General features: G+C 41.4%; 23 protein-coding genes, 1 pseudogene and 1 other annotated feature. Of the genes and pseudogenes, 17 read left to right on the top strand and 7 right to left on the bottom strand.

All coding sequences use genetic code 11. The annotated features are described in order from the left end of the window. Window positions 1–52 precede the first annotated feature (52 nt). The 3 genes from pnp to celB all read left to right on the top strand — a co-directional run bounded on the left by pnp (window position 53) and on the right by celB (window position 5,133). Window positions 53–2,170, top strand: coding sequence for a polyribonucleotide nucleotidyltransferase (gene pnp / locus FJU10_RS05425; protein ID WP_077452226.1), 2,118 nt, complete (start codon window positions 53–55; stop codon window positions 2,168–2,170). 219 nt (window positions 2,171–2,389) lie between these two features. Further along, window positions 2,390–3,790, top strand: a complete 1,401-nt coding sequence (locus FJU10_RS05420) for a glycoside hydrolase family 1 protein (protein ID WP_140965348.1) — start codon at window positions 2,390–2,392, stop codon at window positions 3,788–3,790. A gap of 2 nt (window positions 3,791–3,792) precedes the next feature. Then, complete coding sequence (gene celB, locus FJU10_RS05415) at window positions 3,793–5,133, top strand: PTS cellobiose transporter subunit IIC (protein ID WP_140965347.1); 1,341 nt, start codon at window positions 3,793–3,795, stop codon at window positions 5,131–5,133. A gap of 84 nt (window positions 5,134–5,217) precedes the next feature. Here celB and FJU10_RS05410 read toward each other — a convergent pair whose 3' ends face one another. From FJU10_RS05410 to mvk, 5 genes are all read right to left on the bottom strand, one after another. Beyond that, complete coding sequence (locus FJU10_RS05410) at window positions 5,218–7,140, bottom strand: heavy metal translocating P-type ATPase (protein WP_140965346.1); 1,923 nt, start codon at window positions 7,138–7,140, stop codon at window positions 5,218–5,220. Between the two features lie 293 nt (window positions 7,141–7,433). Further along, window positions 7,434–8,474, bottom strand: a complete 1,041-nt coding sequence (fni, locus tag FJU10_RS05405) for a type 2 isopentenyl-diphosphate Delta-isomerase (protein ID WP_140965345.1) — start codon at window positions 8,472–8,474, stop codon at window positions 7,434–7,436. Further along, window positions 8,471–9,553, bottom strand: coding sequence for a phosphomevalonate kinase (locus tag FJU10_RS05400; protein WP_016609860.1), 1,083 nt, complete (start codon window positions 9,551–9,553; stop codon window positions 8,471–8,473). The genes fni and FJU10_RS05400 overlap by 4 nt, the downstream gene beginning before the upstream one ends. Window positions 9,554–9,589: 36 nt before the next feature. Continuing rightward, window positions 9,590–10,588, bottom strand: a complete 999-nt coding sequence (gene mvaD, locus FJU10_RS05395) for a diphosphomevalonate decarboxylase (protein WP_096741740.1) — start codon at window positions 10,586–10,588, stop codon at window positions 9,590–9,592. After that, on the bottom strand, window positions 10,581–11,513 hold the full coding sequence (gene mvk, locus FJU10_RS05390) for a mevalonate kinase (protein ID WP_008379501.1): 933 nt from the start codon (window positions 11,511–11,513) through the stop codon (window positions 10,581–10,583). The genes mvaD and mvk overlap by 8 nt, the downstream gene beginning before the upstream one ends. Before the next feature lie 305 nt (window positions 11,514–11,818). On the opposite strand from mvk, the gene FJU10_RS05385 reads away from it, so the two are divergent. Then, on the top strand, window positions 11,819–12,463 hold the full coding sequence (locus tag FJU10_RS05385) for a deoxynucleoside kinase (RefSeq protein WP_008379503.1): 645 nt from the start codon (window positions 11,819–11,821) through the stop codon (window positions 12,461–12,463). A 90-nt stretch (window positions 12,464–12,553) separates the two neighbouring features. Then, window positions 12,554–13,459, top strand: a complete 906-nt coding sequence (locus tag FJU10_RS05380) for a magnesium transporter CorA family protein (protein WP_140965344.1) — start codon at window positions 12,554–12,556, stop codon at window positions 13,457–13,459. On the opposite strand, the gene FJU10_RS05375 is transcribed toward FJU10_RS05380, so the two are convergent. After that, window positions 13,456–14,091 (bottom strand): pentapeptide repeat-containing protein, encoded by a 636-nt coding sequence (locus FJU10_RS05375; RefSeq protein WP_140965343.1) that lies wholly within the window; start codon window positions 14,089–14,091, stop codon window positions 13,456–13,458. The two genes, FJU10_RS05380 and FJU10_RS05375, sit on opposite strands and share 4 nt — an antisense overlap. 332 nt (window positions 14,092–14,423) lie before the next feature. On the opposite strand from FJU10_RS05375, the gene nox reads away from it, so the two are divergent. The 12 genes and pseudogenes from nox to hxlB all read left to right on the top strand — a co-directional run bounded on the left by nox (window position 14,424) and on the right by hxlB (window position 24,417). Beyond that, window positions 14,424–15,758 (top strand): H2O-forming NADH oxidase, encoded by a 1,335-nt coding sequence (gene nox, locus FJU10_RS05360; protein ID WP_081117741.1) that lies wholly within the window; start codon window positions 14,424–14,426, stop codon window positions 15,756–15,758. Window positions 15,759–15,856: 98 nt separating this feature from the next. Continuing rightward, window positions 15,857–15,980 (top strand) — a sequence feature (ribosomal protein L20 leader region). 49 nt (window positions 15,981–16,029) lie between these two features. Next, window positions 16,030–16,551, top strand: coding sequence for a translation initiation factor IF-3 (gene infC, locus FJU10_RS05355; RefSeq protein ID WP_005228103.1), 522 nt, complete (start codon window positions 16,030–16,032; stop codon window positions 16,549–16,551). A gap of 60 nt (window positions 16,552–16,611) precedes the next feature. Continuing rightward, a pseudogene (gene rpmI / locus FJU10_RS05350) lies at window positions 16,612–16,813 on the top strand (50S ribosomal protein L35). 63 nt (window positions 16,814–16,876) lie between these two features. After that, complete coding sequence (gene rplT, locus FJU10_RS05345) at window positions 16,877–17,236, top strand: 50S ribosomal protein L20 (RefSeq protein WP_010749133.1); 360 nt, start codon at window positions 16,877–16,879, stop codon at window positions 17,234–17,236. A gap of 608 nt (window positions 17,237–17,844) precedes the next feature. Next, window positions 17,845–19,194, top strand: a complete 1,350-nt coding sequence (locus tag FJU10_RS05340; protein WP_223272975.1) for a BglG family transcription antiterminator — start codon at window positions 17,845–17,847, stop codon at window positions 19,192–19,194. A 53-nt stretch (window positions 19,195–19,247) separates the two neighbouring features. Continuing rightward, a complete protein-coding gene (locus FJU10_RS19290; RefSeq protein ID WP_223272974.1) occupies window positions 19,248–19,901 on the top strand; it encodes a PTS sugar transporter subunit IIA in 654 nt (217 codons plus the stop codon). A gap of 196 nt (window positions 19,902–20,097) precedes the next feature. Beyond that, window positions 20,098–20,565 (top strand): PTS sugar transporter subunit IIA, encoded by a 468-nt coding sequence (locus FJU10_RS05335; protein ID WP_140965340.1) that lies wholly within the window; start codon window positions 20,098–20,100, stop codon window positions 20,563–20,565. Window positions 20,566–20,581: 16 nt separating this feature from the next. Beyond that, window positions 20,582–20,878: a PTS sugar transporter subunit IIB gene (locus tag FJU10_RS05330; RefSeq protein WP_087664593.1), complete on the top strand. Its 297-nt coding sequence runs from the start codon at window positions 20,582–20,584 to the stop codon at window positions 20,876–20,878. Between the two features lie 196 nt (window positions 20,879–21,074). Further along, window positions 21,075–22,325, top strand: a complete 1,251-nt coding sequence (locus FJU10_RS05325) for a PTS transporter subunit IIC (protein WP_140965339.1) — start codon at window positions 21,075–21,077, stop codon at window positions 22,323–22,325. A gap of 41 nt (window positions 22,326–22,366) precedes the next feature. Beyond that, window positions 22,367–23,014, top strand: a complete 648-nt coding sequence (rpe, locus tag FJU10_RS05320; protein WP_140965338.1) for a ribulose-phosphate 3-epimerase — start codon at window positions 22,367–22,369, stop codon at window positions 23,012–23,014. A gap of 79 nt (window positions 23,015–23,093) precedes the next feature. Further along, window positions 23,094–23,846 carry an SDR family NAD(P)-dependent oxidoreductase gene (locus FJU10_RS05315; RefSeq protein ID WP_140965337.1) on the top strand — a complete coding sequence of 251 codons (753 nt, stop codon included), beginning with the start codon at window positions 23,094–23,096 and terminating at the stop codon, window positions 23,844–23,846. A 16-nt stretch (window positions 23,847–23,862) separates the two neighbouring features. Further along, window positions 23,863–24,417, top strand: coding sequence for a 6-phospho-3-hexuloisomerase (gene hxlB, locus FJU10_RS05310; RefSeq protein WP_140965336.1), 555 nt, complete (start codon window positions 23,863–23,865; stop codon window positions 24,415–24,417). Window positions 24,418–24,635: 218 nt separating this feature from the next. Here the strand turns inward: hxlB and FJU10_RS05305 are convergent, their stop codons facing one another. Next, a complete protein-coding gene (locus tag FJU10_RS05305) occupies window positions 24,636–25,211 on the bottom strand; it encodes a helix-turn-helix transcriptional regulator (RefSeq protein ID WP_140965335.1) in 576 nt (191 codons plus the stop codon). Between the last annotated feature and the right edge of the window lie 302 nt (window positions 25,212–25,513).

Raw genomic sequence — 25,513 nt, 5'->3', positions numbered from 1 at the left:
TTTTCATTTGTTTAGTAGTGACTTGCTGGGATCCGATGAAAAGGAGCAGAACATGACAGAAAAACAAGTATTCAAAACCACTTGGGGCGGCCGCCCATTAGAAGTAGAAGTTGGCCAATTAGCCAAACAAGCAAACGGAGCTGTATTGGTTCGTTATGGCGATACGGTTGTCCTAAGTGCAGCGGTTGCATCTAAGGAAGCAAAAGATACCGACTTTTTCCCATTAACAATCAATTACGAAGAAAAAATGTATGCCGTAGGGAAAGTACCTGGTGGCTTTATCAAACGTGAAGGACGCCCAAGTACGGAAGCAACCTTGACTGCCCGCTTGATCGACCGTCCGATCCGTCCAATGTTTGCGGAAGGTTTCCGTAACGAAGTACAAGTAACAAACATCGTAATGAGTGTTGAACAAGATTGTACGCCAGCAATGGCGGCAATGTTAGGTTCTTCTTTAGCATTGTCTATTTCAGATATCCCGTTTGACGGACCGATCGCTGGTGTTGATGTTGGTCGGGTCAATGGTGAGTACGTCTTGAATCCAACAGTAGAACAAGCAGAACAAACTGATATCGAATTGACAGTAGCTGGAACGAAAAAAGCTATCAACATGGTTGAATCAGGAGCGAAAGAAGTTTCTGAAGAAGACATGTTAGGTGCGTTATTATTCGGTTTTGATGCTATCAAAGAATTGGTTGCCTTCCAAGAAGAAGTTGTCGCAGCTGTGGGCAAACCAAAAATGGAAGTCAAATTGTTACAAGTAGATGCTGACTTGAAAAAAGAAATCTTCGACGGCTACTACCAAACAATGAAAACTGCTGTTATGACTGAAGAAAAATTGGCTCGTGAAGACGAGATCGATAAAGTCAAAGACACAGTGAAAGAAGTGTATGCAGAAAAATTTGCTGGACATGAAGAGGAAGCACAATTCTTGAAAGAAGTGAAACAAATCGCGGAAGATCTTGAAAAAGATGTGGTTCGCGAATTGATCACCATCGACAAGATTCGTCCGGATGGCCGTCAATTAGACGAAATCCGTCCATTGGCATCAGAAGTTGGCTTATTGCCACGTGTTCATGGTTCTGGTCTATTTACTCGGGGACAAACCCAAGCATTGTCTGCTTGTACATTAGCACCTTTAGGCGAACACCAAATCATTGATGGATTAGGGGTTGAAGAATCAAAACGGTTCATCCATCATTACAACTTCCCTCAATTTTCTGTTGGTTCGACTGGTCGTGCCGGCTCACCAGGACGTCGTGAAATCGGTCATGGTGCATTAGGCGAACGTGCCTTAGCACAAGTGATTCCTGATGAAACAGACTTCCCTTACACAATCCGTCTCGTTGCAGAAGTATTAGAATCAAATGGTTCTTCTTCTCAAGCAAGTATTTGTGCTGGAACTTTAGCATTGATGGATGCAGGGGTACCAATCAAAGCACCAGTTGCAGGTATCGCAATGGGACTTGTATCTGATGGTGAAAACTACACGATCTTAACTGATATTCAAGGCTTAGAAGATCACCTTGGCGATATGGACTTTAAAGTTGCTGGAACCAAAGATGGGATCACTGCGTTACAAATGGATATCAAGATTCAAGGAATCACTGAACAAATCTTGACAGAAGCATTAGATCAAGCGAAAAAAGCACGGATGGAAATCTTAAATGAATTGACATCAACATTGGCTGCTCCTCGTGAAGAGTTAAGCCAATACGCACCGAAGATCGAAATGATCCAAATCGATCCTGCGAAGATCAAAGATGTAATCGGTAAAGGCGGCGACACCATCAATGGCATCATTGATGAAACTGGCGTGAAAATCGATATTGATCAAGACGGAAAAGTTTCGATTGCTTCTGCTGATGCAGAAATGATCCAAAAAGCTATCAAGATCATTGAAGAATTGACGAAAGAAGTAAAAGTTGGCGAAGTGTACCTTGGGAAAGTTGTCCGTGTTGAAAAATTCGGTGCGTTTGTCAACTTGATCAAAGGCAAAGACGGCTTAGTTCACATTTCACAACTTGCGAACGAACGGGTCAACAAAGTAGAAGACGTTGTCAAAGAAGGCGACGAAATCTTAGTGAAGGTCACAGAAATCGACAAACAAGGCCGTGTGAACCTTTCAAGAAAAGCACTATTGAACGAAGATAAAGCAGAGCAAAAATAAGCTGCTATTTCTAAATTATCGCATTGAAAAGCAAAGTCTAGGAAACTAGACTTTGCTTTTTTTTTGTCTAAGTAGCACATCTTCAAAAGGGGCTTACTTGACAGGAGTTATTTTTTGCTTTAGTGCGAAAAATAAGAGATAATTCAGAATATTGTCTTTGCCATGCAAGCAATAATTCTAAGATGTTAAACGCATCTTATTTAGGATAAGGAGTACGATATGAAACAAACATTTCCAACTGATTTTTTATGGGGAGCATCGATTTCCGCTCACCAAACCGAAGGGGCGTATCAAACCGACGGCAAGGGGCTGAGTGTCCAAGATACTCGTCCAAGAGACAACCACATGATCGCGGATTTTACTGTGGCTGTCGACCATTACCACCAGTACAAAGAGGATATCGCCTTGTTAGCAGAAATGGGGATCAAAATTTTCCGTTTTTCGATCGCTTGGTCGCGAATTTTTCCAGAAGGGCGCGGTACTATTAATCAAAAAGGATTGGATCATTACAGCGATGTCATTGATGAATTGCTGAAACACGGCATTCAGCCCTTTGTAACGTTGAACCATTTTGACTTGCCGCAAGCATTGGAAGACGAAGGCGGCTGGACAAAACGCAGCACCGTTGAGGCATTTGCCGCATACGCCAAAACGCTGTTTACAGCCTATGGGGATCGAGTGACGCACTGGCTGACGATCAATGAACCAAATATCATGCTGTTGGTGGATCAAAAAATATTAGGGAAAAAGATTCCATTATCAGAAAAATACCAGCAATTTCATCACCTGATGATCGCTGAAAAATATGCTTTCGAAGCGTGTCATGAAATCGTACCGAATGGCAAAATCGGACCGGTGCCGAATATTTCGTTGGTCTATGCGGCGACTAGTCGACCAGAAGACAACCAAGCAGCGCTGTATTTCAACAGTGTCCGGAACTGGGCGTACCTTGATTTCGCCTGCTTCGGTCGTTACAATACGGTCTTTCAAGATTATTTGAACCAAAACGGCCTCACGATTGACTTTGGTCCGGAAGATGAGGCGTTGATGAAACGGGCTCTGCCTGACTTTGTCGCAATGAACTTCTACACCACGGTGACAGTGGAGCAGCCGACGGAAGCTGGGGACATGAAAAACGGCATCAGTGATCAGCAAAGCGAAGACATTATGGAGCGTGGTTTTTACAAAGGGTTCACCAATACGTTCTTGAAGAAAAATGCCTTCAATTGGACCATCGATCCCTTGGGGCTGAAAACGACGTTGCAAACACTCTATGATCGTTACCACTTACCGATCATCATTACCGAAAATGGCTTAGGGGCCGAAGACCATCTAGAAGCAGATGGCACGGTTCATGATCCGTACCGTATCGATTATTTGTCGCAGCATATCAATCAATGCTTAGCCGCGATCAATGCTGGGGTGGATCTGATCGGATATAGCCCGTGGTCTGCCATTGATTTGATTAGTGTGCATGAAGGGATTCGAAAACGGTATGGTTTTATTTACGTAGATCGCAATGATGCAGAGGAAAAAGAACAAAAACGAGTGAGAAAAGACAGCTTTTATTGGTATCAAAAGCTGATTGAAGAAGGGGCAATCCCTTCGTTGGAGGAGTAACGATGACAAGTGTTTTTACCTTTTTAGAAACGCGTTTGATGCCGCCTTTGAATAAGTTGGCGAATTTACGCTTTATTCGCGCAATCATGCAAGCAGGGATCATTACGGTCCCTTTTACGATCGTCGGATCGATTTTTTTGATCATTAATAATTTACCACAAATCATTCCGCCACTGGCTAGCTTTTTCGAACAAACGATTTTACGATTTTCGCCGCTTTATAGTGTCGTAACTACCATGTCTGTCGGTTCGATTGCTGTTTTTTATTGTTTAGCAACAGGGTATTATTTAACTGAGATTTATCATAAAGAAGAGCATTTGACTATGAGCAGTTTTGTAGGAGCGTTATTAAGTTTGTTTGCCTTTTTAATGACGATCATTCAAGTCGATATCACAGATGGTACTGCACAATTGCTACAATCAGAAAGCGAAACCGCCATTGTTTACAATGGGGTCGCTTTAGGCGGTTGGATCACTCGCTTCAGTGGAGTAGGGATCTTCATCGGGATTATCACCGCAGTAATTGCTACGTCAGTCTATCGTTTTTGTGTAAAAAGAAAGATCACCATCCAGATGCCTGAAGGGGTTCCTGATGGAGTCAGCAAAGCATTTGCGTCATTGATCCCAGCGATTTTGATTGCCTTTTTGATGGTCGTGATCAATGGAGTACTGGCGGCTTTCCACACGGATCTTCACGGATTGCTATCCAAACCCTTTGAATTCGTGAAAGAGTTGACGGGTTCTTGGTTAGGAATCATCGTGATTATGCTCCTTATCCACCTCTTATGGGCAGTGGGGGTTCATGGGACGGCAGTTATTAAAAATAGTTTCATCAATCCCATCCTGTTGGTGGCTCTAACTGAAAATATCGATGGTGCCAATAATATTTTTGCTGGGGATTTCGTGAACATGTATATTTTTATGGGCGGCGCAGGAAGTACGCTTGGATTGGTTTTATTGATGCTGTTTGTGGCAAAATCGCAACAACTCAAAGTCTTAGGAAAAGCAGCAATCTTACCGGGGCTTTTTAACATCAATGAACCAGTGATCTTCGGGGCACCGATCGTCTACAATCCGTATTTGATCATCCCCTTTATCGTAACCCCTATGATCAATGTGACGATTGCTTACTTTGCTAGCTCGTTTGGCTTTGTCGATAAAGTCATTACGGGAATTCCCTGGATTTCACCAGTCGGAATTGGGGCGTTTTTAGGAACCGGCGGTGATTTCCGAGCCATCCTGATCGCTTTGATCAACTTAGGGGTTTCCATTCTCTGCTATTATCCATTCTTTAAGATGTACGATGGCAAACTCTACACGGAGCAACTTGCCAATCAAGTATAAGTAGAAAAAATACAGTAAAAATGCCCATTGTTGGACTTCTAGTGAAGTGCCAACAATGGGCGTTTTTGCTAGTGCAAATAGTGGTCACGTATGCAAAGACTGTTGATACAAGACACAATCATCGCAATCTTTGCGGGTTGGTTTGGCTTGCTGGGGTGTTTCTTTGTGTAATGGCAAAAGCATACGCAATCCGTTTAAGATAACTAAGATCGTGCTTCCTTCATGACCCACGACCCCTAGAGGCAGCGTGAGAAATTCAAGGAAGTTTGAAGCAATCAGCAACAAGATGACACTGATAGAAAAGACGATGTTTTGTTTGATGATCCGCTGTAATTTCTTAGCCAAACGGTGACTGTCGACCAAGCGCAGCAAATCATTTTTCATCAAGACGATGTCCGCCACATCCATTGCGACGTCGGTTCCTTCGCCCATCGCGATCCCCACACTTGCGGTCGCTAAGGCTGGAGCATCATTGATCCCATCACCGACCATCGCATTGATTTGGTAGGTTTCTTTCATTTCTTTGATACGAGTGGTTTTCTCATCAGGCAGGCAATCACTTTCGTAGTCAGACAAGCCGATCTCTGCGGCGATCACTTTGGCAGTACCTAAATGATCACCCGTCAGCATCGTCGTGTGAATTCCTTGCTTATTGAAGTAGGCAAGACTTTCACGAGCTTCAGGACGGGGCTGATCCAATAGTGCTAAATACCCTGCTAATACACGGTCACGATTGATGTAAATCAAGGTTTTTCCGGCTGCTTTTAATTCTTGGATGCGGGTTTGCTCACTGACAGCTACAGAGGTTAGATCGACTTCTTTTCCAATCGTCCAATGGGCAGCTTGGTAAGTGGTGGCTAGACCGACCCCCGCTTGTTCTTCCACTGCTAATTCCAATGGTTTTTCATCATGAAAATACGCTAGAATCGCTTCAGCCAATGGGTGATTTGATTGTTTTTCCATCCCGACGATCAGTTGGGGGATAAACGGTTCATCCAGCAACAGATGAACATCAGTGACAGCAGGTTTGCCGCGAGTCAGCGTTCCGGTTTTGTCAAAAGCGATCGCTTTGACATTGGCAAAGGCATCCAAGGCTTGTCCGCCTTTGCATAAAACGCCCAAACGAGCAGCGTGAGAAATGGCTGCTAATGTCGCAGGAGTAGCAGAGGCAACTAAGGCACAAGGAGATGCCACCACCAGTAAGACCATGCCACGATAAAAACTTTCTTGGAACCCCCAATTCGTGAAAAACGTACACAAAACGATCATTAGTGGGACGGCGATCAAGACGATCGGCACATAGATCCGTTCGATTTTTTCAATCAGGGTCGCCGTTTGACTTGGCATTTGCTGTGCTTCTTCCACCAATTGAATGATTTTTGCAAAGCGGGTGTTTTCACTCGTTTGAGTAACTTCAATGTACAATGGCTGTCCGAGGTTGATGGTTCCGCCAAAGACTTCACTGCCTAAACGTTTCTCGACAGGAATGGATTCGCCACTGATAGCCGCCTCATCAACACTGCTGGTTCCTTGGATCACGATACCGTCGATTGGGATCGCACTGCCTTTTGCCACCATAATCGTATCTTTTAACTGAAGGGCTTCGACTGGTACTTCGACGAGCTCCCCAGATTCAATCATTTTTAAGGCAGTCGTTGGTTGCAGTGCCATTAATGAACTAATTTCTCGCGTACTTTTGTTGGTCGTATATTCCTCAAGGGCACCGCTCAAACAAAAGATAAAGGTCAGCATCGCCCCTTCAAACCAATGACCAATGATACAGGCACCAATGGCGGCTAATGCCATCAGTAGATCGACGTTCAATCGTTTGTCGTGCACCAATTCTTGCGTGCCTTCCCAGGTTTGTTTCCAACCCCCGGCAAGTATCGCTAACAAGTAGGGGACAAAGCTATAAGGGATAGAAAAAGATGCCATAAGAAAGCCAGTAGCCATCAATAGCAAACAAGTGATCGTTGAAAAAACAGCCGACGATTCTGATTTACTCATAAGAAACGCCTCCTTTTGAATGTAGTCTAGGAATGAAAAACCGATCCTTTTCTCAAGAAACAATCGATTGGTCCTCCCTCAACTTGAGCATAGCACATTCGAAACCAAGATGGTAAAAAAACAACGTACCTGATAATGAAAGTGATTATCAAGTAGCGATTAAATAACATTACTATCCAAATGATAAATGGAAACTTACTATTATAGAAAAAAGAACACAAAAAAAGCAGTACAATAAAAAACGAATTGTACTGCTTTTGCTTGTTCGATGAGGTAGTCAGCGATTGGATCGCTTAACGCAAACTATACTTTGCTAAGGGAATTTGACGTGCTTCACACCATTCTTTGACAGCGCCAGAAAAAATCAGCTGGACCTTGGTGAGGTCTTTGGTACTTGTCTGTCCTGCCATAGTGTAGAGCAGCTGTAGCTGTTCCTTCCATGATTGCAAGGTGGCGATCGTTTCTTCTTTGCCTTTTGACAAAAGCAGCACGAGGATCGTGGCGGATAGTCCTACGCTATCGGCACCAAGGCAAAGTGCTTTGAAGATATCGTAAGCATCCCGAACCCCGCCTGAAGCGATGCGGGTAAAGGGTTGTTGGATCTCGTTTGCTTCCAGCAAGGAAATCACGGTGGATTGGCCGAAGGTATCTAGATACGCCAATTCACGTTTTTTCCGGCGAGCATTTTCGATTTGAGTAAAACTTGTGCCGCCGCTGCCAGCAACATCAATGGTTTTTACGCCGATCGCCAGTAACTGCTGAATCGTTTCACGGGACATCCCAAAGCCGACCTCTTTGACGACAATCGGAACGGCAACGGAAGCAATCGTTTTTTCCAATAAGGGCAGCCATTGGCTAAATTGACGATCGCCTTCGGGCATCACTAATTCTTGTGGTGCATTAAGATGGATCTGCAAGGCGTCGGCGCCAAACAGTTCTACTGCCCGTTGTGCATTTTCAACGGGACTGCCCGCACCAATATTGGCTAATAAGAAGCCATCAGGATTGGCTTTACGGACGATGCGGAAAGAGTCGGCGACACTTGGGTCTTTTAAGGCAGCCGAAACAGAGCCGGTTGCCATCATCAACTCACAGGCTTGTGCGATCTCTGCTAACTCTTGGTTGATTTTTAAGGTTTTTTCACTGCCGCCCGTCATGGCATTGATGAAAAAAGGGCTGGAAAATGAGCGGTCAAAGACAGTCGTCGCAATTGACACATCAGCCACGTCAATTTGTGGAAACGACTGGTGAACCAAGCGAACTGCATCAAAATCGTTGCTGTGTTCTTTATGGAACGCTTTTGCTAAGGAAACATGTTCATCTTTTCGATTCATGATAGGTCCTCCCGGTAATGGTAAACATGCAGCGGCAAGGGGGTGATCTCGGCTTTTTCCCACGCACTCATCAATGGTAAAATACCGGTTTTTTGGTCAACGATCACGATACCGCAATCGCCGCCGCCGGCACCGGAAGATTTGGCTGCACCACAATAATTTTCTGCTAGATCACAAAGCTTTTTAAGTGCTGGAGTTTCAATCGGCACACCAGTCAGTGCGGACAACTCCCGCAGGAGCTTTCGATTTTCCGTGATCATTTTTTTGATCGTGCGACTGTCTTCATTTAAGAAGCCGTCGATCAATCGATTGACGCAGTCTTTGCTGGCTGCTAAAAAGGCCGCATAGGCGTTTTCTTTTTCTTCTTTGGATTGATAGACTTGATCCACTAAATCAGAAGTAGAGGCTGGAGAGCCTGTCCAGCCAATCAATAGTCGAAGAGATTTCGGAACCGTCAAGGGACGGATCGATAATCCTGGCCAATCGAAAGCGATCAATTCTGTTAAGGTATGGTCTTTTTGTTTGGCTAAGACCCAGTCGTGATCGAAGGTTGAAAAAGCGATCCAGCCGCCATAACAAGAGGCCGCAATATCACCGCACGACCCATTGCCTTGAACAGCGAGATGGGCAAGAGCCGCAATTTTGAATTGGGTCAACCGATCCATTTCCATTTGATAGTACAGATTCAATGCTTTGACCGTGGCAACAGTCACGGCACCGCTGGAACCGAGTCCGTATTTGCGACCATTCGAGTTATCCAGTTCACTGGTCACTTTTAAATCGTAAAAGGAAAGGGGGATGCCTTTTTCTTGGGCATATTTTTCCGTCAGACGAATGGCTGCCAAAATATAGTGGAACGGGTTATCCCGGTGGTCTAAGACTAATTCGCCTTTGCGACGCGTCCAGCGAATTGGCAGGTCGCTGTATTGGGCAGACTGGATGCTGCCGTTTTTACGGGCCTCTTCAACAGTGACCGTGATAAATTGGTCAACGGCAACGATGATTGCAGGATGACCAGGTTCGACAACGGCGTATTCACCAGCAATAAATAGTTTTCCAGGAACGGATAGTTCAATCATTTCGACACTCCTAATCGATGGCTTCTTAATGGCTTCTTAGTTGATGGGGGAAGATTCTTCCACCGGTAAAAAGGCTAATCCTTTGCCCGCATGAGCAGTTACTAATTGTTCTGAGGCAAAGTGAGCACTTAATTCACGTAAAATCGTTTGTTCTTCTTGTTTTTGGCATAAAACTTTGACATTGGGACCAGCATCCATCGTGAAATAGCAAGCCAATCCTTTTTTTCGCAGCATTCGGACACATTCCATAGCTCGCAAAGATTCAGAAGACCAATAAGTAAAAGGTGGTTCGGCGGCTAAGGTCGTTCCATGCATTTTCAAGGCGTTGGCCTCGGTCGTTTCACCTAAAGCAGTAAAGTCTTTTTCGGCAATCGCTTGTTTCATTTTCACAAGATCGGTGGCAGTGGCAGAAAGCCAGCCTGGATAAAAGCTCGAGGTTTCAACGGTTCGGCGCATCCCCTCACGACTGGAGACTTCTTTGGCTTGTGCATTGATCAAAATAAAGATCATACTCAATTCTTCTTCCCAGCCATTCGACGGCACTTGGGTGGCAAAAGAAGTCTCATCGGTGCCTTGATGCCATTCAGCAAAGCCGCCGTAGATACTCCGACAAGCCGAACCAGAACCGCGACGGGCCAAACGGGATAACGCTTGCTCCGACAAGTTTAAGTCCAGTGCTTCACTACAGGCACCCGCCAATGCCGCTAATCCACTGGCAGAAGAGGCAAGTCCAGCAGCGGTTGGGACGAAGTTTTGACTTTCCACCGTGGCATACCACGGGCAGTCCGCTTTTTTTCGTACCAGATCCAAAAAGTCCGCAACTTTTTTGGTGGCAGCGTCTGTTTGCACCACGCCATCCAGCGTAAAGCGATCCTGCGTAAAATCGGGTGAAAAAGCCACCGTTGTTTCTGTGTAAAAGGCATCGAGGGTCAGAGACAAACTATTGTTCATCGGTAAAATGAAGGTTTCGTCTTGTTTTCCCCAATACTTGATCAATGCGATATTCGTGTAGGCGCGAGCCTTTCCCTTATACATGTTCATAAACTCCTAATCCTTGTATCCATGCCGCACGAGCGCCATCGGACAATAAAATACGGCTGATATTCTCAGCCTGTTCCTTCGTTTTGGTTAGTGCGATCATACAGCCGCCCCGGCCTCCGCCGGTCAGCTTTGCCCCGTAAGCCCCGTGTGCCAATGCTAAGGAAACCAACTGATCCAGTTGCTGATTGCTGACCCCTAACTGCTGCAGGGCCTGATGGGCGTTGTTCATGCTTTCGCCTAATACTTCTAATTGATTGGCTATGATGGCCTCTTTAGCTTTTTTGGTTTCGATCCCTAAACGCTGGATTGCTTGACTAGCCAGCTGCTTGCTGGTTTCAAAAAGATGGGCGACACTTTTGACTGCTTCTCTCGTTTGCCCTTTGATGCCAGTATCAGCGACGAGCAAATAGCCGTCGATCGTGAGGGGAAACGAAGTGATGGGATGCCCTTTGATAAAGTAAATGGCATCTGTCCCACTGGCTGCCGCAGCATCGATCCCGCTAGGATTGCCGTGAGCGATTTTTTCAGAAAAGTTGACATAGGTCATCAATTCTTCTTTTGTAAAGTCTTTTTTGATCCAATCAAAAAAAGCGCGAGTCAGTGCAACAGCGACCGCCGCGCTAGAACCCATTCCCCGTTCAGAAGGGATGGTGCTGACGATGGAGGTTGCAAAAGGACCCGTGTGAAAATCTTGTTGCAGACGATGCAGCAAGTCTTTGACATTTTTTAAGTGGCTGGGGACTTCTTCAAGCAGACCGTGATAGTAACTTGAAATCAAGGTGTTTGTTTCATTTGCTGTGATCTCGACTTGTACTTTTGCTCCCGCAAAAGGGAAAGCAATTGCTGGTTCACCGTAAACAACTGAATGTTCACCCATTAAGATGATTTTTCCTGTAGCTATGCCAGTACCAATTGACATTATTTTCCTCATTTCTCTAGGGAGCTTACCCCACATGATTCATTTATCGTTTGTCAGTCAATTGTAACTATCTCCTGACGAAAACACAATTTAATTAAAGATCCTTTCCTATTTTACTAGAAGAAGGCTCTTTCGTTAAGCATTCCGTATGAGATTTCAAAAAAAAGCAAAAATCTTTAAACTTTTATTGAAAAAAATCTTGATCTGTGCTTCGAAAGTTTCAGTTGACGGCACAAGATATAGTATTGTATAGTTGGTATCGCAAAGGCAACATACAATATTTAGTGATGAGTGAGTTGGGGGATATGAGCGTGATCGTATTAGCAGGAACGATTGGTGCCGGTAAATCAAGTTTGACCGCATTGATCGCCAATCATTTTGGCAGTCAAGCCTTTTATGAATCGATCGATGACAATGAAGTGTTACCATTATTTTATGCAGATCCAAATAAATATGCGTTTTTACTGCAAATCTATTTCTTAAATAAACGATTTGAAAGTATCAAGCAAGCCATGAAAGACGACAATAACGTCTTGGACCGTTCCATTTATGAGGATTCACTGTTGTTCCATTTAAATGCGGACCTTGGGCGAGCAACCGATACCGAAGTCAAAGTCTATGATGAATTGTTAGCCAATATGTTAGAAGAGCTGCCGTATGCAGCCCACAAAAAGCATCCAGATCTCTTGGTGCATATTCGCGTTTCTTTTGAAACGATGCTGGAGCGTATTGAAAAACGCGGACGGGAATACGAACAATTGACCTTTGATCCTTCGTTATACGACTACTACAAAGAGTTGAACAAACGCTATGATCAGTGGTACGAAGAATACAATGAGAGTCCAAAAATCCAGATCGATGGCGATCAATTCAATTTTGTCGAAGACCCACAAGCGGCACAGGCCGTTTTAACAATGGTGGAAGAGGCCTTGAAAGACGCCCGTAAATAAGTAATAGCCGATACAGCCAGGAAAGTCCTTTGATTGGGCTTCTGGCTGTTTTCTTTTATAATAGAAGAAAGCAAGAGTGGAGGATGGATTGTGGAAAACAAACATGTCTTTTATGACGGAAACTATGAATGGATTCAAGTCGACCAACAAGACGCAAAAAGCGTGATGGCACTGCAAAAACAATATCATTTGTCTGACGAGATGCTTACGTACTCTTTAGATAAAAACGAACGCGCACGGGTCGAATATGATGCCGAAGAGGAAGCATTGCTGCTGGTTTTCAATGTACCTCAGCAAGAAAAGCGTGACAATCATTTTGAGACCAGCCCGATGACGTTTATTTTAAAAAGGAAGCAACTCTTTACTTTTGCTTCCCACAATACCCGTTATGTGATTCCAATGATGGAGCGCTTGATCCTGCAAAACCCGCTGCAAACGCCCATTCATTTTTTGTTTCAAAGCTTATTCTTGATTTCTGGCACGTTTTTTTCGCTAGTCGAAGAAGTCAATAGTGAGCGGATTCGCTTGAATCAGCGACTACGGGAAAAAACCACCAATAAAAACCTGCTGCAAATGTCTGATTTGGAAGTTGGACTGGTTTTTTTAGTCTCTGCTACGAAACAAAATGCGGTCCTCTTGGAGCAGATCAAAGCGTTATCCATTTATCGTTTGATGGATGATGACGAGCGGGAACAGCTGGATGATGCCCTGATCGAAGCCAAACAGGCAGTGGAAATGACGTTGCTGGCTTTTCAAATTTTAGAGCAACTATCTGGAACCTACAATAATCTGTTAAACAATAACTTGAATGATACCATGAAGTTTTTGACTGTTTGGTCCCTCTTATTGACTGTGCCTTCCATCGTGACCAGTTTCTTTGGCATGAATGTTCCGCTGCCTTTTACCAATAGTATTTTCGGTTGGGGCATTGCCTTGCTGATTAGTTTAGTGTTATCCGTCTGGATGTTGATTGCTTTATGGCGCAGAATTCGTTAGTCGATCACCAAACCTAGACCGGCGGCGATGACCAAGGATTGTTCTTGATCGACTGTTAGTCCCCGCAATTGTTCAAAGGACAACGCGATCTTTTGAAATTGATTGGTCCGAAAATCTAGAGTTGCTAATTTTGTGTGAAACCAGTTGCTATTGTTCAACTGGTTTTCTTGTAGCGACAAGTGTTTCCAATCCATCTCATAAAACTCACTGTCGTTTAGTTGGCACTGACGAAACAGCATCGTCCGTAAATTGGTATTGCTAAAAGAAGCAAAGTTCGCCACGCAATCTTCAAAGGTACAGTCACGGAAATAGCTTTCCGCAAAATTCGTACCAGTCAATTTACACTGTTTAAAGTGAACCCGATGAAAGCTGGCACCAAAACATTCCAGATTAGAAAAATCGCAGTTCTCAAAGAGGACATTTTGGCATTCCCATTGACTCAAGCGTGTTTTTTGCATCGTCACTTTCTTGAAATGACATTGCTTCAAGATGAGGTTTTTGCAAGCATCATAGCTATAGTCACCGCCTTCGAAGAAAGCACCTTCGAAAAGCAGTTCTTCTTCTAAATAAAAATCCTGTGGCTCTAATGCCGACAATAAGGGCGGTACTGGCAATACGATTTTTTTCTTCATCAAGATCCCATCCTGTATGTTTTTCTCTCAGTATAACACGGCGAATCGATGCCGCGATAGTTACGAAAAAGCGGTGGGGCATTGTGAAATTTATTCAATCGGTTTGCAGAATGCTTTTATAACAAGGAAAACCTTTGATTTTGAATACATATTTTTTCACAATATTTTTACTTGCAAGACGAAAATAATTTTGATATAGAAACTTAACCCGCTGAAAGTGACGTATATCAACGGAAAACTGTCACAAATTTTTAAAATCGCGAAAAAGTTGATAGTTTTCAAATTCACAAGCGAGCTATAATGACAATGTAAACAAAAGGAGGAAATTTTCCATGACAAAAACAGTTATTATCGGTGCAAACCACGCGGGGATTGCTGCTGCCAATACACTATTAGATAACTACAAAGACCAAGAGGTCGTAATGATCGACCGTAATACAAACTTAAGCTACCTAGGTTGTGGGACTGCTTTATGGGTTGGACGTCAAATCGATTCATACGAAGGCTTGTTCTATACAAAACGTGAAGATTTTGAAGCAAAAGGTGCAAAAATCCATATGGAAACAGTGGTTGACCATATCGATTTTGAGAAAAAAGAAGTACACGCTGTGACCAGTGAAGGTGAAACGATCGTTGAATCTTATGACAAAGTTGTCATCGCAACTGGTTCTGTTCCGATTTCACCAAAAGTACCTGGACGTGACTTGAAAAACATCCATTTCTTGAAAAAATTCCAAGACGGACAAACGGTTGATAAAGAGTTAGCCTCAGAAGACGTGAAAAACGTTGCCGTTATCGGTGCTGGTTACATCGGTGTTGAAATTGCTGAAGCAGCAAAACGCCGTGGTAAAAATGTGTTGCTTTTTGATGCAGCGACACGGGCATTGCCAAACTACTACGACAAATGGTTCACAGAAGATATGGACAAAAACTTAGCTGACAATGGGATTGAATTGCATTTCGGTGAATTAGCACGTGAATACAAAGGAACAGAGAAAGTAGAAGCAGTTGTAACAGACAACGGCGAATACCCAGTTGATCTAGTGATCAACGCGATCGGTTTCTTACCAAACAACGAGCTAGGCAAAGATCATTTGGAATTGTTTGCTAACGGCGCGTACTTAGTGGACCGCCATCAACGGACAAGCGATGCAGATGTTTACGCAGTCGGTGACTGTGCAACGGTGTACTCAAATGCTTTGCAACAAACAACGTATATCGCATTAGCAACGAATGCCGTACGTTCAGGGATCGTCGCTGCCCATAATATCGGCGGAACGTCTCTAGAATCAACGGGTGTTCAAGGATCAAACGGGATTTCGATCTTTGGCTACAACATGGTTTCAACTGGCTTGTCAGTCGAAGCTGCCGAACGTAATGGCATGAAAGTGAAATACTCTGATTACGAAGACACCCAAAAACCAGGCTTCATGAAAGAAAATGCGACAGTTAAGATCCGCATCGTCTATGAAGAAGAGACACGCCGCATCGTTGGTGCGCAAATGGCGTCACGTACATCTGAAATCGCAATGGGCATCCACATGTTCTCACTAGCGATCGAAGAAGGCGTAACGATCGACAAGATGAAGCTATTAGATATCTTCTTCCTGCCTCACTTCAACCAACCATACAACTACATCACGATGGCTGCATTGAAAGCAGAATAAGAAACACGAAAGTCGGAGCGTATGCTCCGGCTTTTTTTGAAACAATCATGAAAACTGTTGACAATAAGAGAAAAAAGCAGTATACTATAAAAGTTGAGAAATAAAAGCAGAAGCACCCGCTTCTCGCCTGAGTGAAGATATCGCTGGGCAGAATAGGATTCCTACCATTTATTTGTGTGGAGTACGTGCGGGTTCGTGAAGAACTCGTTTTTTTTTATTGTCTGATTTCGAATCGACAAGCTTTTCTTTCTCTCAAAAAACTCGGAGGTGAATGACCATAGCAAAGGATATGATGGTAAACGACGGCATTCGTGCACGTGAATTGCGTTTGATTGATCAAAACGGCGAACAACTTGGTGTAAAGAGTAAAGCTGAAGCATTGCAAATTGCAGAACGAGCAAACCTTGATGTGGTATTGGTGGCACCAAATGCTAAGCCGCCAGTAGCAAGAATTATGGATTACGGGAAATTCCGCTTTGAGCAACAGAAAAAAGACCGTGAAGCTCGTAAGAAACAAAAAGTAATCAACATTAAAGAGGTTCGTTTAAGTCCAACGATCGACGTCAATGATTTCAACACAAAATTGCGTAATGCACGTAAATTCCTTGAAAAAGGGGACAAAGTGAAAGCTTCGATCCGTTTCAAAGGCCGTGCCATTACCCATAAAGAAATTGGTCAGAAAGTGTTAGATCGTTTGGCGGAAGAAACTGCTGATTTGGCAACTGTTGAGCAAAAGCCAAAAATGGATGGCCGCAGTATGTTCTTAGTATTAGCACCAAAAAACGATAAATAATGACTCACTGAGTTTCAGTTTAAAGTCAGATAACGAAAGATTTTGAGGAGGAAATTAGTTATGCCAAAACAAAAAACACACCGCGGATTAGCAAAACGCGTAAAACGCACTGGCGGCGGCGGATTGAAACGCTTCCGTGCCTTTACCAGTCACCGTTTCCACGGCAAAACAAAAAAAACAACGTCGTCAATTGCGTAAAGCTTCAATGGTTTCAGCTGGCGATTACAAACGTATCCGTCAACAACTAGCACGCATGAAATAATTGCGTAACCCAAGCTTCACGTATACAAACAATTATCGATTTTCATATTAGGAGGAATTATACATGGCACGTGTTAAAGGTGGAACAGTAACTCGTAAACGTCGTAAAAAAGTGCTTAAATTAGCAAAAGGTTACTACGGTTCTAAACACACTCTATTTAAAACAGCAAAAGAACAAGTAATGAATTCATACAACTACGCATACCGCGATCGTCGTCAAAAGAAACGCGACTTCCGCAAATTGTGGATCGCTCGTATCAACGCAGCGGCTCGTATGAATGGCTTAAGCTACTCAAAATTGATGCACGGCTTGAAATTAGCTGAAATCGACATCAACCGCAAAATGTTAGCTGACTTGGCTGTAAACGATGCAGCAGCATTTACTGCATTAGCTGACCAAGCAAAAGACGCTTTAAACAAATAATCAGATAACGATTTATCTAATAACGCAAAGGCCGCTCATTCGAGCGGCTTTTTTGTCCTTTATCAATAATAAATGGTCGCTTGTTTTTATTTCAATCGGACTAAGGAATATTATCAGACTGTTGATACCTCTTCCTGGATTGGGAGAAGTTAAAGCATATCCTAATTGTATTTGTAAAAATTTGAAGATGCTCCTTTAATAAGTAAAAAAAGCAAGTTATCTGATGGCCTCAAAAGAAAATTACACTTTCAAAAGCGCTGGAAAGTAAAATAACCGACCATTCATTATCGTTCAGTGAGAAGTAGGCACTTAGTTGTATAGAAGCTTTGACAAGTTTTTGTTGATAGAGCTGTGTTTCCATCGTTCTATCAATATTAGTACATTCCATATTAGTATTTTATTCGTATATTACATCACGTAGGTATAGAATTTTAGTGAAAAGCCATTTGAAAAGTAAAAACTCTCTATTTCCGTATGCTATATTTTTTAATTGAATCAATTGTTTTTGCTCATCACAATCACGCGCTTCTTTTTTACATTTTTTGAACTAAAAAAAATTAGATATTCACTTTGAAAGCGCTTATTATTTACTGAAGGAGGTCTGCAAAATGAGTAATCGTGATCAGGATATACTTCGACAGTTAATAAAACATCGAAGTTTAAAGGAAGAAGACTTATTAACGTACTTTGAAATATCGCAAAGGCAACTAGCTTATAGTGTAGAGTCAATCAACCAAAAACTGCTTGAAAAAGAATTGCCTGTGATAGAAAGAAGAAATGGCTACTTTTATGCAAAAAATAAAGCCGCTGATTATTTGACGATTCACCAAACAGTACAGGATATTGTTTTTTCAAAAGAAGACAGAGTACAGCTACTACTAATAATGATATTAACAAGAATTGAAGAGCTGTCGCTTGATCATTTCTGTATTGAACTTCAAATCAGTAAAAATACTGCCTTAACAGATATAAAAAGGGCTAAGGAATTGCTGAAGAAGTACCATTTGGCCATTGAATTTTCTCGAAAAAGAGGATACGTGATCTTGGGAGAAGAATGGGACAAACGAATCATACTATTTCACGCCATCAGTCGAATTTATCGAAATTATGGAGAAAATGTGACCATCCAATTACTAGGAAGCTCACAGAACTACATGGAGCACGTCATGGATGACGTCTTAAAGATAGAAAAGTTTTTAGGTGTTAAATACACAGATGAAGATTTTTACCCATTGATCTATTTTATTTCTTCAATATTTGTAAGAATCGACCGTGGACAATCAATCGATAGCTGTCGCGTTGATGATCGAGAAGAAATTGAGAATACGAAAGAATACCAATCTCTTTCCTATATCACGACAGATTTTCCTGATTTACCTGAGGAAGAAAAAGTCTTTATCTCTCTACAATTGTTAAGTTCAAACGTTCGAAATAAGAGATTGGTTTCAGAAAAAGATTTACCTTTTCTAGCTAATTCTTTATGGGAATTCTTAACTGAATTTGAAATGAATACGCTATTGGTGCTCTCTGATAAAAAAGATCTGTTAAAAAAATTACTGAATCATTTTAAACCGGCCTATTATCGTATAAAATACGATCTTTCTACAGGAAATGTTCTTTATGATAAAATTCGTTCTGAGTATAGTGTTTTACATGATTTTGTACGACAATCTATTTCACCTCTAGAAGCGTTTTTTCAAACCGAAATAGCGGATGAAGAGATCGCATATATTACCTTATTTGTAGGTGGTCACCTAATCAGTACAGAGCATAGTGACTTGGAAGACAAAATCATCAAGGTGGCTATCTTATGCCCAAATGGAATTTCCATGTCAAAATTGATTGAACAAAAGCTGAAAGAAATCTTCCCAGAATTTCTTTTTTATCCAACAAATTCCCTTCGAGAATACGAAAAATTTATACTCCCACATGACATGTTTTTTCTACAGTCCCTGTGAAATCGGATAAGAAAGTTTATGTCATTAACGAAATTTTAAATAGAAGCGATCAGTTGCAATTACGGCAAGATGTAATAAAAGATGTTTTTCAACTTGATTTTGATAGTATAAGATCTTCACAGATTGTGGATATTTTGAAGCAATATGTCTCAGTTGATAAAAGTATTGAAACAAAGATTATTGAAGATCTAGATTCTTTATTGTTAATTGATCGCAAGTCTGGACAGGAAAACAAGAGCAATTCTAGTAGTGAGATAGCTGACGTTGTTTGCGAGAAGCATGTCTTGTTTGTAGAAGAGCAACTATCCTGGGAAAACATTCTTGAATTGGCCAGCCAAACGTTGATCAAGGATAATATTGTGACGGATGAATATACGAAAATGCTAAAGAAAGAATATAAGAATCAACCAGCATATATTATGCTTCGACAACGGGTCGTCCTGCCTCACTTAGATCCAATGCGAATGAAACAGAGTCTAGGCGTGTGTATTTTAGTATTAAAGCAGGGAATCATTTATCAAAGTGAGCGAGTCCATGTTGTCGTTTTATTGACGACACCTGATAAAACGAGTCATTTACCAATTCTTTATCAGATCAATCGTATTGCCAAAGATGCTGAATTCATTGATAGAATAGTTAAATATGGCGATGCCAAAAAGATAACTAAAGCAATACAAAACTTTTCAAGGGAACAAAATGAAGCTTAAAAGTACAATTCTTTTTAATCAGAATGACTTGAAAAGCGAGACAAATCCGATTGTCTTGCTTTTTCTATGTACATCACAATTGAGCCAGATTTATTTACACTTTTTGTGAAAAACAGAAATAGTAAATCTTATTGAAAGCGCTTATGATTTAGTCAAGGAATGAAACACTCACCAAAAAAGTAAAGGAGCTAAATTCATGTTAAAAGATTATGTCAAAGAAGAACTGGTTGTTCTTAATTTAGATAGTGCAGATCGTACAGAATTATTTAAACAGACGGCTAAGATTTTTAGTGATAAAGGCTATGTTAAAGAAGGGTTTTACAACTTCATTGTTGAAAGAGAAGAAAATTATCCGACGGGCTTAGATTTAGGCACACATACAGTTGCTATTCCACACGGGAATCCAGAGTATATCAAGCAATCATTTATTTCAGTCATCACATTAAAACAACCGATTAAAATGAAGAAAATGGAAGATGCAGATGAAGAAATTGATGTTGATCTATTCTTTATCTTAGGACTAAACGATGGGACACAGCATTTACAGATTTTGAAGCAAGTCATTGGCTTGATCCAACAAGAAGCGTTCGTTAAAGACATTCAATCAGCAAAATCAGCAAAAGAAGTAATGGAAAAAATCTCAGCAGTCGTTGTTGAAATTTAAATAGGAGGAAATAAAGATGAAAAAAGTAAATATTTTAGTAGCGTGTGGAAGCGGGATCGCAACGTCAACAGTAGCAGCAGATGAAGTGAAGGCTTTATGTAAAGAAAACGATATTCACATCAGTTTAAACAAATGTAGTATGACGGAATTACCATCAATGAGTCAAAATGCCGATATCGTGTTAACAACCAACAACTATAAAGGCGACATTGATGTACCAGTGATGAGTATCATGGGATTTGTGACAGGGATTAATGAAGCCAAATTAAAAGCAAATCTGCTAGAAAAACTAAAAGAGATTCAAAATTCATAAAAAAAGTATACCTGTTCCGCTTTTGCCTCGAAACCAAAGCGGAACGGTATACCAATCTAAAACTGACTTCATAGTATCATATTCAATCAGAAAAGTATTCTGATTAAACATTAAGTAAATAAGACAAGAATTTAAATAATAGCAGTTATTTCAATCTTTTACTCATTAAAACGAAAAACGAAAAAGGAGAATGGGAATGGATACATTAATTAATATCGTACAAACCATTACTAGTATGGGTGCTTCAGCAATCTTACCAATCATAATCACGATTTTAGGGTTAGTTTTCCGAATGAAATTAGGTGATGCTGTAAAAGCTGGTTTAACAGTTGGCGTTGGGTTTATCGGACTAACTTTAGTTGTGGGATTGTTGAATACGTCTTTAGACCCGGCAGTTGATTACTATTCTAGTATGGGTTCAGGATTTACGATCACGGATATTGGTTGGCCAGCCGTTGGGGCGGCATCGTGGATGGCACCTTTTGCCGGCTTGGCGATTCCTATTGGTTTAGTAATCAATTTAGTTCTTGTCCGTTTGAAATTAACTAAAACATTAAATGTTGATATTTGGAATTATATGCATTTTCTAGTACCTGGTGCATTGGCTTACTTTATTTTCGATAACTTCTTTATTGGTCTTGGTGTAACAGTTGCTTTGTCAGTCTTAGCCTTGTTTGTTGGTGACTGGGTAGCACCAATGTGGCAGGAATACTATGGTTTAGAAGGCACGACTTGTACGACGATCATTCATACTGGCTGGACGTTGATCATTGCTTGGTTGTTGAATAAGTTGATTGATTTTATTCCTGGTTTAAATAAATTGGATGTTAGCTTAGAAGGCGTAAATAAAAGGATCGGTGTGCTGGGAGAACCGGTGATCATTGGTACGATTGTGGGTGTTCTCTTAGGATTACTGACGCGTCAAGGAATCACTGAAATCATTCCAATGGGGATGGGCGTTGCAGGTGTAATGGTTCTAATGCCACGAGTAGTAGGCGTGTTGATGGATGGTTTATCGCCAATTGGAAAAGCTGCGAAAGACTTTATGACGAAACAAATGGGTGAAGATGCTGATTTGAATATCGGGATGGACGTAGCACTAGGATTAGGCGACCCGACAACAACGACGACAACTGTTATTTCGATCCCCTTAGTAATGCTTTGTGCATTGGCTTTACCTGGGATCAAAACATTCCCAATCGGAATCTTGATGTCGATTATTTATATGTCCGTCATGACAGTTATGGCGAGCAAAGGAAACTTATTGCGATCGATTATTACAACAGTATTATTTTGTGTCATTGTCATGTACTTGGGAGGTTATGTCGCTCCGGGAGCAACTGAAATGCTGAATGGGGCAGGTGTTGGCCTGCAAGGTCAAGGAACTGACTTTGTATTGACAGGACCTTGGAGTATCTTTACTTACTGGTTATCGACAATTTTTTAAAGAAATGTTCTAGATAAAAAAAGAAAGAGGCGTATATAAAAATGGCACAAATATTACCATCGATTTTTGGAGCAGATATCATGCATTTACAAGACGATATCCAGTTTTTAGAAGAAGAAAAGACAGAAATTTTACACGTAGACTTGATGGACGGCAATTTCGTTTCTAATATTGCGTTTGGTCCGAATCAGATCGCTGAAATGAAAAAGAATTCAAAAATGGTCTTCGATGTCCATATGATGGTTCAAAATCCTAAAGATCATATTGATGATGTGATTGCTACAGGGGCAGAAATGATCTCTGTTCACTACGAGTCAACACCACATATCCATTCGATTTTGCAAAAGATTCGTAAGGCTGGAAGAAAAGCCGGTGTAGTCATCAATCCTGGCACGCCAGAAGCTATTTTAGAATATTTGCTGGATGACATCGATTATATTTTGATTATGACCATCAATCCTGGACAACCAGGTCAAACATTTATTCGCAAAAGCCTAGAAAAAATTTGTCAGACAAAAGAGTTGATTGGCGATCGCAAGATTCAGATCGAAGTCGATGGCGGCGTAAATAAAGAAATTGCTAAAGAATGTGCCGAAGCTGGGGCAGAACTGATCGTAGTCGGTGGAGCACTGTTCTCAGGCGATAAAAAGGCTCAATATCAAGCGCTAAGAGAAGCGATAAATAGCTGATTCTTGATACGATTCCCACTTTTAGTTTTAAGTGGGAGTCGCTATCATCAACAAATATAAGAAATGAGGAGAAAGATCAATGGAAAATTTTGAAGGAAAAGTTGCATTAATAACAGGAGCAGCACACGGAATTGGAAAAGGGATCGCCGAAAAATTTGCAGCCGCTGGAGCGAACACAGTGATCGTGGACTATAATCCAGAAACAGGGACGAAAACGGCTGAAGAAATTACTGAAAAATACGTAAAATCATTGTTTGTTCAAGCGGATGTCTCGAATCCGGATGCTTTGGTAGAAGCTCGTGAAAAAGTTCTCAAAGAATTTGGCCGAATTGATTTCTTAGTGTTAAATGCGGGTGTGGCCTTTGCCAATAAAATGAATGATATTTCTTTTGAAGAATGGAATAAAACGTTAAGTATCAATCTTACAGGGTTGTTTAATACAGTCAAAGCTTTCTACAATGACTTTCTGACAAACGAAGGGTCGATCGTCTATATTAGTTCAGGTTCTGCATTAAGCGGAACGGGCGGCGGTGTTTCCTATCCGGCCTCTAAAGCAGGAGGAGAAGGACTAATTCGCGGATTAGCAAAAGAATTAGGACCAAGAGGTGTCAATGTCAATGCGATCGCTCCACGTTTGATCGATACTGGTGAAATGATGCGAGTGAATTATCCAACACAAGAAAGCTTGGATGCGGTCATTGAAAAGATTCCGGTTCGCCGTTTTGGGACGATCGAAGATGTTGCGAATTTAGCAATCTTTTTAGCTGATCCGGCGAATTCATATATCCAAGGACAAACGATTTTGATGGATGGCGGAAGAACGATCGCTTAAAGGAGAGAATAATCGAATGAAAAACTACACACTGGATATACTGAATGAACTAACTCAAAATGCGAAGAAAATTGATCTCTCTGAAATTGAAAATTTTGTTCATCAAATCAAAGCCGCGAACCACATCTTTTTAAATGGCGCCGGCCGTTCGGGTATCGCGATTCAAGCTTTTGCAAATCGTTTAATGCACTTAGGGTTTTCTGTTAGCTTAGTTGGAGAAATCAGTTCACCCCATTCAAAACCAGGGGATTTATTAATCATCTGCTCTGGTTCTGGAGAAACTGGCAGCTTGAAGAGTCTGGCGGAAAAAGCCAAACAAAGCGGTGTTGATTTAGCATTGGTCACAATGAAGAAAGAGTCGACAATTGGGAAACTTGCCGATGCTGTATTAGTATTACCTGGAACGACGAAAGAAGAAAATGACCGCAACGAAGATGATTTCGCTCAACCAATGGGTTCAGCCTTTGAACAGTTAGCATTTTTGATGTTTGATGGCATGGTATTGAATTTAATGGAAGAAACTGGAGAAACATCAGAAAAAATGTTCGGTCGACATGCGGATTTTGAATAGTTGAGCAATGGTGAGGTTGTTTTTTTACAGCCTCGCCTTTTGTTTATAGAGAAGACCCAGAATTGTTATAGATTTTATGATAGCTAAAGAGTTGATTTTTTAAATTATACTGCAGAGAAACTTGAAATCGGGCCTGTGAAAGCTTACATTGGTGAAGATGAAAAAACACAGGGTGCAGCTGCTCATTTATGAAAAGCAGCTTCAACCTGTGTTTTTTGTCAGCGCATCAGTAAATGCGGCAGTGTACTAAGCCATGCGATGATGCCGACAATCAAGGCAAAGATCAAGACGATGACTGTTTTTGAGAGAAAATCTTTTTTGATGTCCCGCTTTTTCCTAATGGCATCGAGGTCTTGATTTTCCATGAAGGCAACGATCTCTTTATACGTTTTGATATTTTGGGTTTTCTTGATTTTTTCGATCTTCAATGCGGCATACATGGAGACGAGCCAAAAACATAGAGGCGGGGCAATCCACCAGTGTCCTGGTAAAAAGAGTGCAGGCCCAACAGATAATGCGGCCAACAATGTAAAGACCAACATTATTTTCGTGTAGTGATCCATTGCTGTTTTCTCAATCGTTTCTTTCATTTGTTCAACATCTCCTTTGACTAATTCATCTAAAGAAACATCAAATAGAACACTGAGCAATAATAAATTGTGAACATCAGGATAACTTTTTTCATTCTCCCAATTTGAGATCGTTTGTCGGGAGACATAGAGTTTTTCTGCCAGCCCTTCCTGAGAGAGACTTAATCGTTCCCGATGTTTTTTTATTTGTTTGCTTAAGTTCATTTTATCCGCTCCTTCTACCATTAGTGTAGGACAATGTCTGCGTTCTAACGATCAAATGTCTTTGACAATGCCTTGAAATCAAGTGTCAAAATGTTTTTATAGTTGGTTTTATGCTGTTTACATAGCACTACAGCATTGATTTTCTTCAACGAAAAAGCGACAGTCAGCTTGCTTATTGTTTTTTATAGAAGCACCTGCTGGTTTCTTGACAAAGAAAATGATGACGAGTCTGTGCTGATTTTTAGTGTTTGTCCTTATCTATTATTCATTAATTTCGCAAAGATGGGAAGAGGAGAAAACAA

This window comes from Enterococcus sp. OL5 (assembly GCF_006491895.1).
Classification (GTDB): Bacteria; Bacillota; Bacilli; order Lactobacillales; family Enterococcaceae; genus Enterococcus_D; species Enterococcus_D innesii.
This window is presented reverse-complemented; position numbering and strand designations above follow the sequence as displayed.

What these genes read in the sequence shown, in the direction of transcription:
- pnp (WP_077452226.1), top strand. Translation starts at nt 53, where the DNA reads ATGACAGAAAAACAAGTATTCAAAACCACTTGGGGCGGCCGCCCATTA.
- FJU10_RS05420 (WP_140965348.1), top strand. Translation starts at nt 2,390, where the DNA reads ATGAAACAAACATTTCCAACTGATTTTTTATGGGGAGCATCGATTTCC.
- celB (WP_140965347.1), top strand. Translation starts at nt 3,793, where the DNA reads ATGACAAGTGTTTTTACCTTTTTAGAAACGCGTTTGATGCCGCCTTTG.
- FJU10_RS05410 (WP_140965346.1), bottom strand. Translation starts at nt 7,140, where the DNA reads ATGAGTAAATCAGAATCGTCGGCTGTTTTTTCAACGATCACTTGTTTG.
- fni (WP_140965345.1), bottom strand. Translation starts at nt 8,474, where the DNA reads ATGAATCGAAAAGATGAACATGTTTCCTTAGCAAAAGCGTTCCATAAA.
- FJU10_RS05400 (WP_016609860.1), bottom strand. Translation starts at nt 9,553, where the DNA reads ATGATTGAACTATCCGTTCCTGGAAAACTATTTATTGCTGGTGAATAC.
- mvaD (WP_096741740.1), bottom strand. Translation starts at nt 10,588, where the DNA reads ATGTATAAGGGAAAGGCTCGCGCCTACACGAATATCGCATTGATCAAG.
- mvk (WP_008379501.1), bottom strand. Translation starts at nt 11,513, where the DNA reads ATGTCAATTGGTACTGGCATAGCTACAGGAAAAATCATCTTAATGGGT.
- FJU10_RS05385 (WP_008379503.1), top strand. Translation starts at nt 11,819, where the DNA reads ATGAGCGTGATCGTATTAGCAGGAACGATTGGTGCCGGTAAATCAAGT.
- FJU10_RS05375 (WP_140965343.1), bottom strand. Translation starts at nt 14,091, where the DNA reads ATGAAGAAAAAAATCGTATTGCCAGTACCGCCCTTATTGTCGGCATTA.
- nox (WP_081117741.1), top strand. Translation starts at nt 14,424, where the DNA reads ATGACAAAAACAGTTATTATCGGTGCAAACCACGCGGGGATTGCTGCT.
- infC (WP_005228103.1), top strand. Translation starts at nt 16,030, where the DNA reads ATGACCATAGCAAAGGATATGATGGTAAACGACGGCATTCGTGCACGT.
- rplT (WP_010749133.1), top strand. Translation starts at nt 16,877, where the DNA reads ATGGCACGTGTTAAAGGTGGAACAGTAACTCGTAAACGTCGTAAAAAA.
- FJU10_RS05340 (WP_223272975.1), top strand. Translation starts at nt 17,845, where the DNA reads ATGAGTAATCGTGATCAGGATATACTTCGACAGTTAATAAAACATCGA.
- FJU10_RS05335 (WP_140965340.1), top strand. Translation starts at nt 20,098, where the DNA reads ATGTTAAAAGATTATGTCAAAGAAGAACTGGTTGTTCTTAATTTAGAT.
- FJU10_RS05330 (WP_087664593.1), top strand. Translation starts at nt 20,582, where the DNA reads ATGAAAAAAGTAAATATTTTAGTAGCGTGTGGAAGCGGGATCGCAACG.
- FJU10_RS05325 (WP_140965339.1), top strand. Translation starts at nt 21,075, where the DNA reads ATGGATACATTAATTAATATCGTACAAACCATTACTAGTATGGGTGCT.
- rpe (WP_140965338.1), top strand. Translation starts at nt 22,367, where the DNA reads ATGGCACAAATATTACCATCGATTTTTGGAGCAGATATCATGCATTTA.
- FJU10_RS05315 (WP_140965337.1), top strand. Translation starts at nt 23,094, where the DNA reads ATGGAAAATTTTGAAGGAAAAGTTGCATTAATAACAGGAGCAGCACAC.
- hxlB (WP_140965336.1), top strand. Translation starts at nt 23,863, where the DNA reads ATGAAAAACTACACACTGGATATACTGAATGAACTAACTCAAAATGCG.
- FJU10_RS05305 (WP_140965335.1), bottom strand. Translation starts at nt 25,211, where the DNA reads ATGAACTTAAGCAAACAAATAAAAAAACATCGGGAACGATTAAGTCTC.